Raw genomic sequence first — 12,661 nt, forward strand, 5'->3', positions numbered from 1 at the left:
CAAGCCGACGAACTTCTCCGGGTCCGGATCACCCCCGCTCGCGCGGGGACCACGTCACACCTGTACGCGCCGCTCCACAACATCAACGAGCTTCGCCAGCGCCCGGTCACGCGGCACGCCGTTCTCCTGCGAGCCGTCCCGGTAGCGGAACGACACCGTGCCGGCGCTCATGTCCTCGTCACCGACGATGATCATGAACGGAACCTTCTGCTTCTGCTGGTTCCTGATCTTCTTCTGCATGCGGTCCGAGGACGCGTCCACCTCGACCCGCAGCCCCTTCTTCTTCGCCTCGGCGGCGAACTCCTGGAGGTACGGGATGTGCGCGTCACCGATCGGAATGCCGACCGCCTGCACCGGGGCAAGCCACGCCGGGAACGCACCCGCGTAGTGCTCAAGCAGCACTGCGAAGAACCGCTCGATGGACCCGAAGAGCGCGCGGTGGATCATGACCGGCTGCTGCTTGGTGCCGTCCGGACCCGTGTATTCCAAGCCGAACCGCTCCGGCAGGTTGAAGTCGAGCTGGACAGTCGACATCTGCCAGGTACGGCCGATGGCGTCTTTCGCCTGGACGGAGATCTTCGGGCCGTAGAAGGCCGCGCCGCCCGGGTCGGGAACCAGCGGCAGCCCCTGCTTCTCGGCCACCTGGCGCAGGGTCTCGGTGGCTTCTTCCCAGACCTCGTCCGAGCCGACGAACTTGGTCTCGTCCTTGGTGGACAGCTCCAGGTAAAAGTCGTTCAGGCCGTAGTCGCGCAGCAGGCCCAGGACGAAGCTGAGCGTCTTGTCGAGCTCCTCCGCCATCTGCTCCTTGGTGCAGTAGATGTGCGCGTCGTCCTGGGTGAAGCCGCGGGCCCGGGTCAGACCGTGCACCACACCGGACTTCTCGTACCGGTACACGGTCCCGAACTCGAACAGGCGCAGCGGCAGTTCACGGTACGAACGCCCACGCGCGTCGAAGATCAGGTTGTGCATCGGGCAGTTCATGGGCTTGAGGTAGTAGTCCGTGCCCTCGTCGAGCTGCATGGGCGGGTACATGCCGTCGGCGTACCAGTCCAGGTGGCCCGAGGTCTCGAAGAGCTTCCCCTTGGTCGCGTGGGGGGTGTAGACGAACTCGTACCCCTCCTCCTCGTGCCGACGGCGCGAGTAGTCCTCCATGACCCGGCGGATGACACCGCCCTTGGGGTGGAAGACCGCGAGACCCGATCCGATCTGCTCCGGGATGGAGAACAGGTCCAGCTCGCTGCCGAGCTTGCGGTGGTCGCGCTTCTCGGCCTCGGCGAGGAACTCCAGGTGCGCCTTCAACTCTTCCTTCGACGACCACGCGGTGCCGTAGATGCGCTGGAGCATCGGGTTCTTCTCGCTGCCGCGCCAGTACGCCGCCGCGTTGCGCATGAGCTTGAACGCCGGGATGTTGCGGGTGGTCGGCAGGTGCGGACCGCGGCAGAGGTCCTTCCAGCACAGCTCGCCGGTCTTGGCGTCCAGGTTGTCGTAGATGGTCAGCTCGCCGCCGCCCACCTCGACGTCCGCGCCGTCGTCCGACGAGGCTGAACCCTTGATGCCGATGAGCTCCAGCTTGTACGGCTCGGCCGCCAGCTCCTCGCGCGCGGCCTCGTCGGTCACGACGCGCCGGGCGAACTTCTGCCCCTTCTTCTGGATCTCCTGCATCTTCTTCTCGATGGCTTTGAGATCCTCGGGGGTGAACGGCTTCTCGACGTCGAAGTCGTAGTAGAAGCCGTCCTTGACCGGCGGTCCGATGCCGAGCTTGGCGTCCGGGAAGAGCTCCTGCACGGCCTGGGCCATGACGTGCGCGGCGGAGTGGCGCAGGATGTTCAGGCCGTCTTCGGAGGAGATCTCGACCGGCTGGACCTCCTCGCCGTCCGCGACGACGTACGCCAGGTCCTTGAGCTCGCCGGCCACGCGGGCGGCGACGACGGTGCGCTCACCGGGGAAGAGCTCGGCCGCCGTAGTGCCCGTGGTCACCACCCGCTCTTCCCGCTCGGAATCACGTTGGATGAACACACGGACGTCTGACACCGGTCACTCCTGACTGAGGGGGCCGCGCATAAGTTGCTACGCGCGCAATGGCCAATCCTAACGAGCCCCGGCGCCGCATCGCGAAACGGTTGATCCGCGCCCCCGGGCCCCGCCCCTCACTCGCCGCCGCACGCCTCCTCGAAGAAGTCGAGGTTCTCGTGCATCGACTTCATCAGCCGGTCCCGCTCCGCGTCGTCCACCTGCACGGGTACGACCTCGCTCGCCCCGGTCAGCCGCCGGAAACCGCCCCGGCTCTCCAGCTGCCCGTGGACCCGAATCGGCAGGCCCACCAGATGCGCGTGACCCGCGGTCCGGTACGCGTCCTCGTCGAGCGCCATCCGTACGTGCGCCACCTCGGCGCCCGCCAGCACACGCAGCCGCACCGTGCCGGGACCGCGTTGCCCCGAGCGCCGCATCCGCACCACCGTGCCCGTGATCCGTACCGGGACGGACGGCTCGCCCAGCAGGTAGCGTGCCCCGGCCGCGCGCAGCGCGGGCAGGTCGCCGGGCGAGAACTCCACCGGCTCGGGCCGCGCCGCACAGCCATCCGGCACGCCCGCGGCGGGCGACCAGTCCAGGGCGACACGCGTGCCTTCCGAGCCGTGCACCAGCGCGATGACCGCCTCGGTCAGCTCGCGGCTCACGCCCGCGGCGACGGCGGCGTCGAAGGCCTCCATGCCGCCGGTCGTCCGCTGGTAGTCGGTGGCCTCGCGGGCTGCGTGCAGCGCGTGGTGCAGCCGCACGACGGCGCCGCGCCCCGCATCGACCGGCACGAACGCGGTGAGCTTGCGCCCGCCGGGCGTGGGCCCGACCAGTACGCCATCGAGCACCGTCCGCGCCTGCCGCCGGTGCCGCGCGCCGTGGTACCCGGAGCGCTCGCGCGCCGCGAGGGCCGCGGCGAGCAGCATCTGGCGCGCCGCGGAGCGCAGTTGCTCCTGCACGGGCCACGGGGCGGACCCGGACGGGCCGTCCGGCACATCACGCCACCAGCGGATCTCGTCGCTGGGCACGGCGAGGGAAACCAGCACCTCGCGGGCGGACGGCGCGGGACAGCGGGCGAGTGCGACGAGCGCCTCGCCGAGCAGGTCCTCGCTGTCCGGGAACGCCCTGCTCTCCGGTACGAGCAGGCTCGTACCGCCGCCACCGCCGGAGCCCGGCGGGGTCCAGCGCGCGTAGCGGCCCGCCGCGCCGCCACGCCGCCGCCAGCCGTGCCGCTGCAGCAGCGCGCCGAGGACGGCGGGGTCCACCTGGGCGGGTTCGGGGCCGGCGCCCGCGTCCCAGACTCCGGGGCCCGCGGCGAAGCCGTCGGACGCCGTGCTCGGGTGGGGCCGCAGGGGTTCGTCGATCGGCCAGTGCATCAGGGTTTCCCTCCCACCCCGACGCGGGTCATGATCTCGCAGAGTGCTCGGTCGTCGAATATCCGCGAGGTCGGGATCCGCACAGTGGTTCTGCGCCTGCCTGTCACCGGGTGTCCGGCCAGGTTGGTCCAGTAGCAGCAGTGCCGCAGGTCCAGGCGGTCGTGGCCGGCGCGCAGCCAGTCCTCCTGGGTCCTTGGTACGAGCATCACGACCAGGATCTTGTGCACCGAGACCGGGCTTCGGGCGAGCTTCTCCAGGTGCGGGTTGTCGAGCACGAAGGAGAAGGCGGGTCCTGCCGGGCGGGGCGGGATCTGATACGTGCACTTGAGCTGCACCTTGATGGTGACTTCGTCGTCGACCGTGTGCCCGGGAGCGCTGTGGCTCACGTGCCAGTCGATTCCGTTGTCCGGGAACGGCTGTGAGAGAGAGCATCCCGCGGCCGCCGCGACCGCGTGCAGATAGCCCACCTGAAGTGTCTCCATGCAGGCAGTGGTGGCGAGTCCGCCGCGCAGCGGTGCGATCCGCTCGGGCAGCAGCCCGCCCGGGTCGGGCTGCGCGAGCGCCATGGCTGACGTGTGCCTTCCGGGCCGTGCCGATCAGTTTTCTTTGACGGGCCGTCAACTTCACTCCCCGTCACTTGTGTTGTCTCCTCCCTGCGTACAGCGCAAACGGCCCGGGTATCACCGTTTCGGGCAGAGGACGCACGCCATCTGCCGAAGCAGCAAGAGGAGTTACGACATGACGTGCTGGTACGAAGGTTCCTTGGCCGCATTCGACACCGAAACGACGGGCGTGGATGTCGAGGAGGATCGCATCGTTTCCGCCGCCCTCGTCGTCCAGGACGCGCCCGGCATGCGGGTGCGCGCCACCCGCTGGCTGGTCAATCCGGGAATTCCGGTGCCCGCGGGGGCCACCGAGATCCATGGGCTGAGCGACGAGCATCTGCAGCACAACGGCCGCTGGCCCGCGCCGGTCGTCGAGGAGATAGCGCGCGCCCTCGCAGAGCAGTGCGCGGCGGGCCGGCCTGTGGTCGTGATGAACGCGCCCTTCGATCTGACGCTGCTCGACCGGGAGTTGCGCCGGCACCGCGCCTCGCCCCTGGGACACTATCTGGACCGCCGCCCGCTGCACGTGCTTGATCCGCGGGTCCTGGACAAACATCTGGACCGGTACCGCAAGGGCCGCCGCACGCTGACGGATCTGTGCATGCAGTACGAGGTGGAGCTGGACGGCGCCCATGACGCGGCCGCCGACGCGACGGCGTCACTGGAGGTCGTACGGGCGGTGGGGCGTCGGTTCGCGGCGCGTCTGGAGCGGCTCAGCCCGGCCGAGCTGCACACCCTTCAGGCGGTGTGGCACGCGGCGCAGGCGCGCGGCCTGCAGGCCTGGTTCGCGCGCAACGGCTCGGAGGAGTCGGTGGATCCGGCCTGGCCGCTGCGGCCCGATCTGCCGGCCGCGGCCTGAGCGGAACGCGCGAAGGCCGGTCCGCAGTTGACGGACCGGCCTTCCCCGGTGGGCGATACTGGTTTCGAACCAGTGACCTCTTCGGTGTGAACGAAGCGCTCTCCCACTGAGCTAATCGCCCGGGAACGCACTGAACCATACAGGGCTCCGCGGGTTTCCTTCAAACCGCGAGCAGGGCGGCGAGGCCGCGTCGCCCGCCTCGCATCATCAGCGCGTGATTGGCGATGAAGAAGGGCCGCCCCGGTACGGCGAGCCGTCGCACCAGCGGCTTGCGCACCTCCACTTCCTGCTCGTAGTGGGCGCGCGTCCCCGCGCCGTGCGCCGTCACCGTCCAGCGCGCCCACCCTTCGAGGTCCCCGGTCATGGCCGCTTCCAGCACCCCGGCCGCCGGGTCGCGCCGCCGCTCGGTGACGGTGACGACGAAGTCGTACGGGAGGAGCGAGCGGAACCTCGCGGTGCCGGTGCGTTCGTCGACCGGGGTCACCTGGCGCACCTGCGGCCACCACAGCGGATAGTCCTCGGCGCGCTCCAGCGCGGCATACACGGCGGCGGGCGGGGCGGCCAGGTCCCACACGGTGCGAAAGCGGTAACGACTCCAGTCCATGTCCGCAGTCTGCGGGCACCGGGGCGTACTCACCATGGATCTGAGTACCGCGACCCATGCCGGGGCGTGTGGCACCGGCCACACTCCGACCATGGAAAACGCGCCACCGCCCGCCGAGGAACTGGTGATCCTCGATCGCGAACTGGTCCACCTGGACGCCCGCCGCGCCCAGTTGCTGGCCCGCAGGGCCTGGCTGATCAGCGTCCTGTGGCCCCCTGTCCCGCAGGCCCCGCCCTTCGCCCGCGCGCAGACGGCGCCCCGGTTCGGCGCCGGGCACGTGCCGCGCGCCCCCAAGGACGCGTCCGCGCCGGGTGCGCAGAATGTGCCGCTGACGCTCGGCGGCATCCTGCTGACCATCGCCGCGATCGCCTTCACCCTGGTCAGCTGGGGCGACATGGGCATCGGCGGGCGCAGCCTGGTGCTGGGCGCGGTGACGGCTCTGGCTCTGGCGACCCCGGCGCTGCTGCTGCGCCGCGGGCTCGTCTCGACGGCGGAGTCGGTGGCGGCGCTCGGCCTGGCACTGACGGTGCTCGACGCGTACGCGCTGCACCGGGTGGCGCTGGCCGACGTGGACGGTGTCGGATACGCGGCGATCGCCTCGGCCGTGCTCGCCGCACTGTGGACGGCGTACGGTCTGGCGCTCGGCCGGCTGCGGATTCCGCTGCCCGCCGCGCTGATCACCGCTCAACTGCCGTTCCTGCTCTGGGCCCTGGCGGCGGGGGCGGGACCGCTGACGGCGGTCTGGACGCTGCTGGCGACGGCCGCGCTCGATGTCGCGGTCGCCCTGTGGACGACGGGCCGCGCCGTTCGCCCGCTCGCCTACGCCCTGGCCTGGCTCATGGGCGGGTGGGCGCTGATCGGCGCCGGGGGCATGGCGGTGGCCGCGGGTGGCGTCGGCGACGCGCTGCGCCCCGGCGCGCTACTGCTGGCCGTCGCCGCCCTGGGCCTGTGCACGGCCTGGCGCGCACCCTCCTCCCACGCCGTCGCGCCCGCGGTCGCCGCGGGTCTCGCGGTGATCGCGGCTGTCGGCGGCACGGTCCGCACCGCCGTGCCCGACGCGTGGGCGGTGCCCGGGTATGTGCTGTGCGCGGTCGCCCTGTTGGCCGTCGTACGGGCGGGTCTGCCGCGCCCCATGACGCTCGGCCTGGCGGGGGCGGGCGGCGCGGTCGTCGCCGGGGGCGCCGTGTGGGCGCTGCCGCCGGTCGCTGCGACCCTGCTGGGCCCCGTGAACCTGCTGGAGCGGGTCTGGTCGGGGGCGCCCGACGGCATCCGTGCGGCGCTCTCCGGTGAGCTTTCCTGGTCCTGGGCCACGCTGACCCCGCTGGTCCTGCTGATCGCCGCGGCGGCCCTGCTGACCGCGCACCGCCTGACCCCCACCGACCGCACCTGGCGTCCGGCATCCGTCTGCGGAGCCCTGGCCCTGACCTGGTCGGCGCTGCTCGCCGCCCCGGCCGCACTGGACTTCGGCTACCCGGCGGCCGTGTCGCTGTACGTGCTGCTGACCGCGGCGACCCTCGCGGTGGCGGTACGTCGGCCCGGCCCGGACCCGGCGCCCGCGGGCAGCGCCCCGGACACGGGGTCCCCCGCCACCGCCGCTCGTCCGAAGTCCACACCGCCGGGCGACCCGCCCCCCGCCGCGCGACGGGGGGCGGCCGACGGACAGCTCACGCTGACCGCGTTCGGCTGCGCCCTCGCAACCTCGGCCGCCACCGCCATGCTGTCCCTGGCCTCGGAGGCCGCCACCTTCACCGTCCTCGGCGTCCTGCTCGCCCTGTTCACCGGGTACGCCGCGTACGCCGCCGACCGCGTCACGCCGCTCGTCGGTGCCTGCGCCGCCGCCGTGTACGCGACCGGGTTCACCGCCGCCGTCGCCGCCTCGTTCCACCTTCCGCCCCACCATGTCGCGTTGGCCGTCCTGGCGGTCCCTGCGGCGGTCGCGGTCCTCGCCGCCCGCCTCCCCCGCCGCGCCCTCGCACTGCCCCTGGAGATCACCGGCGCCGCGGCGGCCCTGCTCGCGATCGGCCTCGCCGCCGGGGACGCGGCCACGCTCTGGCTGGTGCTGGCCCTGTGCGGCGTCATCGTCGCGGGCACCGCCGTGCGGGCCGACCGGCGACCCCTCGGGTACGCCGCCGTGGCGCTGTTCGTGCTGGCCACCTGGGTGCGGCTCGCCGCGTCCGACGTGGTCACCCCGGAGGCGTACACCCTGCCGGTGACGGTGTCCGCGCTCGTGGTCGGCGTACTGCGGCGCCGCCGCGACCCGCAGGCCTCGTCCTGGGCGGCGTACGGCCCCGGTCTGGCGGCGACGCTGCTGCCGAGCCTCTTCGCGGCCTGGGGCGACCAGCACTGGCTGCGCCCGCTGCTGCTCGGCGCGGTGGCCCTGGCCGTCACGCTCACCGGCGCCAGGCACCGGCTGCAGGCGCTGCTGGTGCTCGGCGGTGCGGTGCTCGCCCTGGACGCGCTGCACGAGCTCGCGCCGTACGTCGTCCAGGCCGTCGGCGCGCTGCCGCGCTGGCTGCCGCCGGCCCTCGTGGGTCTGCTGCTGCTCGCCGTCGGGGCGACGTACGAGCAGCGGCTCCGCGACGCCCGCAGGCTGCGGGAGACCTTGGGCCGGATGCGCTGAGAGCCGGGCGGGACGCGGGCCCGGACGACCGAGAACGCCGAAGGCCCGAAAGACTTTTCGTCTTTCGGGCCTTCGGTCCGGTGGGCGATACTGGTTTCGAACCAGTGACCTCTTCGGTGTGAACGAAGCGCTCTCCCACTGAGCTAATCGCCCGGGCGCACCGCAAACATTACCCCATGTCAGCGGCTCCCCCGAACCGGATTACGCGCTACTCGTCGATCTTCCAGGGCATCGCGAAGCCGAACTTCCAAACGTAGATTCCGACCAGCACAGCGATGATCACCAGGCCGATCGTGGTGAGGATGATGTTGCGTCGGCGGACCTTCGGATCGAGCGCCTTCTGCGCCGCCTCGGTCACCTTGTGCTTCGTCCAGCGCAGCACCAGCTGGGCCCAGACGAACTCGGTGGCCCAGATCGCCATGCCGCCGAAGATCACGAGCCATCCGGGCCCCGGCAGCGGCAGCATCACGATGCCCGCCGCCACGACCGCGAGGCCAATGACGAAAACGCCCACCTGCCAGCTGATGTGCAGCGTCCTGGAAGCCTTGATGAACTGCGGCGCCCGCGATCCCAGCTCGCGATCGGCTCCGGTCACGCCCCCCGTCGCGGGGTCTGCGGCTGCCGGATCGGCAACCTTCTCCCGCTCGTTACTCTCCGCATTCATGGGGCCCAACCTACCCGACCGGACCCCGTCACCGGAATGGCCGTATCGGATGAAGTGCCGCTCCGCCGTACGAGGTAGCTGAAGGGCCGCAAAACGGTCAGAGGGGTTTACAACGGCACCGTAGGTGGCATGTCGATTTCGCCGACGTGCGAATCCCCGAGCGCACACTGAGCGAAAGGCCCTGGCGCTTATGAACACCACGGTCAGCTGCGAGCTGCACCTGCGCCTCGTTGTGTCGAGCGAGTCCTCACTGCCTGTACCCGCGGGCCTGCGGTATGACACGGCCGATCCCTATGCCGTTCATGCCACCTTCCACACCGGAGCCGAGGAAACCGTCGAGTGGGTGTTCGCCCGCGACCTCCTCGCCGAGGGCCTGCACCGGCCCACCGGTACCGGCGACGTCCGAGTCTGGCCGTCCCGCAGCCACGGTCAGGGCGTTGTATGCATCGCCCTGAGCTCCCCGGAAGGAGAAGCACTTCTCGAAGCTCCGGCGCGAGCTCTCGAGTCGTTCCTGAAGCGGACGGATGCCGCGGTGCCACCGGGCACCGAGCATCGTCACTTCGATCTCGACACCGAGCTCTCCCACATCCTGGCCGAGAACTGAGCCAGGTCGAGAGCCGTTCATCGCCGTCCGACTCGGGGCGACGGCGCGGAGCGGACAACCGCACAAGGCAGTCACCGGCGCCGCCTGCACGGAATCCACCGTGGGGGCGGCGCCGCCGCGCCCGCTAAAGTCGGCCAGCATCGGCGGGCGCCCGCCCGCGGCAGGCCAGGGAGCAATTCGTGCTGATCCCCCACGACACCCGGCGCGCCCTCGACGTCGTCGTCGATCTGGTGAACACAGCGGCGGAGGGCGAGCAGCCCGACCGGCTCGCGGACATCGAGGCGCTGTACGGCTTCGTAAGGCTCCACGACGTCAGCGACGTGGGAGATCTCGGCGCCCTGGATTTGAAGGCCGTACGGGACGTAAGAGCGCGGTTCGCGGAGGCATTCGCGGCGGAGGACGCTCACGCCGCGGCGGAACTCATCAATCAGCTGGTGGCCGCGGCCGGCACCACGCCCCGGCTCACCGACCACGACGGCTTCGACTGGCACGTGCACTACTTCGCGCCCGGCGCCTCGGTCGCGGACCATCTCGCGGCGGACTGCGGGATGGCCCTGGCCTTCATCGTGGTCTCCGGCGAGCAGGAGCGGCTGCGGCGCTGCGAGGCCCCGGACTGCCGGCGGGCCTTCGTCGACCTGTCGCGCAACCGCTCGCGCCGCTACTGCTCCAGCCGCACCTGCGGGAACCGGCTGCACGTGGCCGCGTACCGGGCGCGGCGCAAGGAAGCCGCGGGCTGAGCCGAGGCACTCCCCAGCTCACCACGGCCGTCTCACGGCACCCGGACGCCTCGTAGCGGCACGGCCGCATCACAGCGGTCGGACACAGAGCCGCAGGGCTCACAGCAGCAAGAGATCGTGCATCGCGGCCATCAGGAGCAACGAGCCGATCACCCCGAGAAAGATCATCAGGGGTGGCTGGGAGAGCGCGAAGAGGCAGCCGCGCGGTTCTTCGGTGGGTGCGGGGGGTTCACCCCGGGACGTGTCCAGCATCTCGGGGCGATGATGACGCAGTGCGGGCACTCTTGATGACCAACACGCCCGCTCGCGGGGGGAGTTCGCCAGATCCCCGCCTGCCCGTTACCCACGGGGATCACTTCGCTTTGCGCAGTGCCCGACTTTGACAGGTCCTGTCCGGGTAGCGGCCGGATCCGGCGCCGGTTTCAGATCCGACCCTGACAGGTCCCGCGCGCCGCTTTCAGATCCCGTGCCTCAAATCGCGTGGCTCAGATCCCGTGGCTCAGATCCCGTGCTTCTTCAGAATGGCTTCGATGTCGCTGAAGTCCTCGGCCGGCGCGGCGGCCTTCGGCTTGCTCTTGGGCTGCGCCGCGGGCCGGCCCTGCGGCTGCGCGGCCTCCTGCCGCCCCCGCGCCGAGGACGGGCCGAGCGACGGTGCGGACGCCTGCGGGGCCACCGCCTCGCGCTGCGCCGCCCTCGCGGACCTGCGCTCCTTGCGGGTGCCGCCGGTGCGGCGCTCGACGGCCCGGGTCGTCATGAAGAGCAGCCAGGCGAGCCCGAGCACCCCGAAGCCGACCCACACACTCGGCTTGAAGGCGATGCCCGAGACCCACTCGACGACCCCGGTCATGACCAGGCCGACCGGGACGAGCGAGTAGGCGGCGATACGGGTCGCGGCCAGGAAGCGCTTGCGGTACGCGGTGATCGCGGCGACGCCCAGGCCGGCCGCGGACACCGCGGAACAGACGGTCTCAGCCAGCATCCGGTCCTCCAGCCTCAGGGACAACGTTCCCCTCCATCCTGCACCGCCGGAGGCCACCGGGGCCACGCCCCCGTGCGACCTCAGGGAGATCTCCGGGACCGGGTCATCCCCAGGTCCCGGTGGGAGCGCGGCCGCAGGGCTGGGAGACTGGCCCCATGAGCGACTCCTCCCCCACCCGCACCGTCGTCCTCGACCTCTGGTGCGAGCTCCAGTGCCCCGACTGCCACACCGCCCTGGACGACGTCAACGCGCTGCGCGAGCGCTACGGCGACCGTCTGGAGCTGCGGCTGCGGCACTTCCCCCTCGAGAAGCACAAGCACGCGCACGCCGCCGCCCAGGCCGCCGAGGAGGCGTTCGAGCAGGGTAAGGGATGGCCGTACGTGGCGGCGGTGCTCGCCGGGACCGGGGAGCTGGCGAAGAAGGGCGAGCCCTTCCTGGTGGAGACCGCGGGTGAACTCGGCCTGGACGCCGAGGAGTTCGACACCGCGCTGATCGACGGGCGCCACATGCTGATCGTCGACGCCGACCAGGCCGAGGGCAAGGCCATCGGCGTGACCGGGACGCCGACGTACGTCATCGACGACCAGCGGCTGGACGGCGGCAAGAGCCAGGAAGGGCTGCGCGGGCGCATCGAGGAGATCGTCGACCGCCTGCTCGCCCAGGCCTGAGCCTCGGGTCGGCCCCCGGGCCAGGCCCGAACCCCCGGACCCGGGTCCGGGGGTTCAGAGCAGCTGCTTGCAGAAGTGCCGCATCTGCGGCTCGTACCCCAGCGACGCGTACAGCCGCAGGGCCGGGACGTTGTCCGCGTACACGTTGAGGCGGATGAGTTCCGCTCCGGCGGCGAGCGCCCGCTGCTCGGCGAGGAGCATCAGCGAGCGGCCGTGCCCCCGCCCCCGGTATGCCTCAGCGACCTCCACATCGAAGACGAAGCCTCCGTCGCGGCCGAGGAACGGGTGGCGCAGCGCCAGCCAGAGCGTGCCCAGGATCGCGTCGTCGCGGGTCAGGACACCCAGGTAGGTGTCGGGGGTGGCGAAACCGTCGGCGAGACTGTCGGCATGGTCCGCGTCGGCCTTGGCCCGGGCCGCTTTCTCGGGAAATCCGCGCCGCGTCAGTCCGCGTACGTAACCGGCCTTGGTGCGGGCCAGCCAGGCGTCGAATTCGCTCGTGGTCATCGCTCTGGCCGAGATGCCGCCTGGCAGTTCCGGGGGCGGTCCGAGCAGCGGTTTGCCCATGCCGATGTTGCGTTCGGTGTAGCCGAGTGCCGCCACCAGCCGCAGCGCCGCCGTGGCGCCGGCCGGGACCGAGATGTCCACGCGGTCGCACCGCCAGCCGCGCAGCACCTCCTCGGCCGCGAGCATGGCGACCGTCGCCCTGCCCCGGCGGCGGTCGGACTCATCGACGGCGACTGCGGCGACGCGGCCCGCCCCCGCCCCGTGGCGGACATCGGTGGCGAGTTCGATCGTGCCGACGGGGCGGCTGTTCACGCACACCTCGTAGCGGCGCGACTTGGCGCCGTCGGCGCCCTGCTGAAGCGGCACGGTCGGCCGCAGAGTTGTGGTCATCACGGGAGTTGTACCCGCCGCGACACCACTCGTCATCC

The 12,661-nt window shown here is 71.6% G+C and carries 13 protein-coding genes and 2 tRNA genes; 5 read left to right on the forward strand and 10 right to left on the reverse strand.

Annotation, left to right across the window (positions count from 1 at the left end):
• Positions 1-54: 54 nt before the first annotated feature.
• The 3 genes from thrS to QMK30_RS25590 form a co-directional block, all read right to left on the reverse strand.
• Entirely contained in the window at positions 55-2,031 is a 1,977-nt protein-coding gene (thrS, locus tag QMK30_RS25580) for a threonine--tRNA ligase (RefSeq protein ID WP_283520673.1), read from the reverse strand.
• A gap of 116 nt (positions 2,032-2,147) precedes the next feature.
• The gene (locus QMK30_RS25585; RefSeq protein ID WP_502963225.1) at positions 2,148-3,389 is read right to left on the reverse strand and encodes a hypothetical protein; all 1,242 of its coding nucleotides are present in this window, start codon (positions 3,387-3,389) and stop codon (positions 2,148-2,150) included.
• On the reverse strand, positions 3,389-3,955 hold the full coding sequence (locus QMK30_RS25590; RefSeq protein WP_283520674.1) for a DUF4365 domain-containing protein: 567 nt from the start codon (positions 3,953-3,955) through the stop codon (positions 3,389-3,391). Before QMK30_RS25590 ends, QMK30_RS25585 begins: the two co-directional genes overlap by 1 nt.
• A gap of 172 nt (positions 3,956-4,127) precedes the next feature.
• Between QMK30_RS25590 and QMK30_RS25595 the strand changes: the two genes are divergently transcribed.
• Entirely contained in the window at positions 4,128-4,853 is a 726-nt protein-coding gene (locus QMK30_RS25595) for a 3'-5' exonuclease (RefSeq protein ID WP_283520675.1), read from the forward strand.
• A 49-nt stretch (positions 4,854-4,902) separates the two neighbouring features.
• Here the strand turns inward: QMK30_RS25595 and QMK30_RS25600 are convergent.
• Positions 4,903-4,974 (reverse strand) — tRNA-Val (locus QMK30_RS25600).
• A 39-nt stretch (positions 4,975-5,013) separates the two neighbouring features.
• Positions 5,014-5,457, reverse strand: a complete 444-nt coding sequence (locus QMK30_RS25605) for an SRPBCC family protein (RefSeq protein ID WP_283520676.1) — start codon at positions 5,455-5,457, stop codon at positions 5,014-5,016.
• Positions 5,458-5,548: 91 nt separating this feature from the next.
• Here QMK30_RS25605 and QMK30_RS25610 point away from each other — a divergent pair, with 91 nt between their 5' ends.
• Positions 5,549-8,077 carry an SCO7613 C-terminal domain-containing membrane protein gene (locus QMK30_RS25610; RefSeq protein WP_283520677.1) on the forward strand — a complete coding sequence of 843 codons (2,529 nt, stop codon included), beginning with the start codon at positions 5,549-5,551 and terminating at the stop codon, positions 8,075-8,077.
• An 81-nt stretch (positions 8,078-8,158) separates the two neighbouring features.
• On the opposite strand, the gene QMK30_RS25615 is transcribed toward QMK30_RS25610, so the two are convergent.
• Positions 8,159-8,230 (reverse strand) — tRNA-Val (locus QMK30_RS25615).
• 55 nt (positions 8,231-8,285) lie between these two features.
• Positions 8,286-8,741: a TIGR02611 family protein gene (locus QMK30_RS25620; RefSeq protein ID WP_283520678.1), complete on the reverse strand. Its 456-nt coding sequence runs from the start codon at positions 8,739-8,741 to the stop codon at positions 8,286-8,288.
• 190 nt (positions 8,742-8,931) lie between these two features.
• On the opposite strand from QMK30_RS25620, the gene QMK30_RS25625 reads away from it, so the two are divergent.
• Entirely contained in the window at positions 8,932-9,345 is a 414-nt protein-coding gene (locus QMK30_RS25625; protein WP_003987206.1) for an SsgA family sporulation/cell division regulator, read from the forward strand.
• Positions 9,346-9,524: 179 nt separating this feature from the next.
• A complete protein-coding gene (locus QMK30_RS25630) occupies positions 9,525-10,082 on the forward strand; it encodes a CGNR zinc finger domain-containing protein (RefSeq protein ID WP_283520679.1) in 558 nt (185 codons plus the stop codon).
• A 99-nt stretch (positions 10,083-10,181) separates the two neighbouring features.
• Here QMK30_RS25630 and QMK30_RS25635 read toward each other — a convergent pair whose 3' ends face one another.
• Both QMK30_RS25635 and QMK30_RS25640 read right to left on the reverse strand, forming a co-directional pair.
• Positions 10,182-10,334, reverse strand: coding sequence for a hypothetical protein (locus tag QMK30_RS25635; protein WP_283520680.1), 153 nt, complete (start codon positions 10,332-10,334; stop codon positions 10,182-10,184).
• Between the two features lie 247 nt (positions 10,335-10,581).
• Positions 10,582-11,061, reverse strand: a complete 480-nt coding sequence (locus QMK30_RS25640; protein WP_283520681.1) for a hypothetical protein — start codon at positions 11,059-11,061, stop codon at positions 10,582-10,584.
• 155 nt (positions 11,062-11,216) lie between these two features.
• Between QMK30_RS25640 and QMK30_RS25645 the strand changes: the two genes are divergently transcribed.
• Entirely contained in the window at positions 11,217-11,729 is a 513-nt protein-coding gene (locus QMK30_RS25645) for a DsbA family protein (RefSeq protein ID WP_283520682.1), read from the forward strand.
• 54 nt (positions 11,730-11,783) lie between these two features.
• On the opposite strand, the gene QMK30_RS25650 is transcribed toward QMK30_RS25645, so the two are convergent.
• Positions 11,784-12,623, reverse strand: coding sequence for a GNAT family N-acetyltransferase (locus tag QMK30_RS25650; protein ID WP_283520683.1), 840 nt, complete (start codon positions 12,621-12,623; stop codon positions 11,784-11,786).
• Positions 12,624-12,661: the final 38 nt, after the last annotated feature.

The sequence above is a fragment of the Streptomyces sp. H27-C3 genome (assembly GCF_030063415.1).
GTDB lineage: Bacteria > Actinomycetota > Actinomycetes > Streptomycetales > Streptomycetaceae > Streptomyces.

What these genes read in the sequence shown, in the direction of transcription:
- QMK30_RS25585 (WP_502963225.1), bottom strand. Translation starts at nt 3,389, where the DNA reads ATGCACTGGCCGATCGACGAACCCCTGCGGCCCCACCCGAGCACGGCG.
- QMK30_RS25590 (WP_283520674.1), bottom strand. Translation starts at nt 3,955, where the DNA reads ATGGCGCTCGCGCAGCCCGACCCGGGCGGGCTGCTGCCCGAGCGGATC.
- QMK30_RS25595 (WP_283520675.1), top strand. Translation starts at nt 4,128, where the DNA reads ATGACGTGCTGGTACGAAGGTTCCTTGGCCGCATTCGACACCGAAACG.
- QMK30_RS25605 (WP_283520676.1), bottom strand. Translation starts at nt 5,457, where the DNA reads ATGGACTGGAGTCGTTACCGCTTTCGCACCGTGTGGGACCTGGCCGCC.
- QMK30_RS25610 (WP_283520677.1), top strand. Translation starts at nt 5,549, where the DNA reads ATGGAAAACGCGCCACCGCCCGCCGAGGAACTGGTGATCCTCGATCGC.
- QMK30_RS25620 (WP_283520678.1), bottom strand. Translation starts at nt 8,741, where the DNA reads ATGAATGCGGAGAGTAACGAGCGGGAGAAGGTTGCCGATCCGGCAGCC.
- QMK30_RS25625 (WP_003987206.1), top strand. Translation starts at nt 8,932, where the DNA reads ATGAACACCACGGTCAGCTGCGAGCTGCACCTGCGCCTCGTTGTGTCG.
- QMK30_RS25635 (WP_283520680.1), bottom strand. Translation starts at nt 10,334, where the DNA reads ATGCTGGACACGTCCCGGGGTGAACCCCCCGCACCCACCGAAGAACCG.
- QMK30_RS25640 (WP_283520681.1), bottom strand. Translation starts at nt 11,061, where the DNA reads ATGCTGGCTGAGACCGTCTGTTCCGCGGTGTCCGCGGCCGGCCTGGGC.
- QMK30_RS25645 (WP_283520682.1), top strand. Translation starts at nt 11,217, where the DNA reads ATGAGCGACTCCTCCCCCACCCGCACCGTCGTCCTCGACCTCTGGTGC.
- QMK30_RS25650 (WP_283520683.1), bottom strand. Translation starts at nt 12,623, where the DNA reads ATGACCACAACTCTGCGGCCGACCGTGCCGCTTCAGCAGGGCGCCGAC.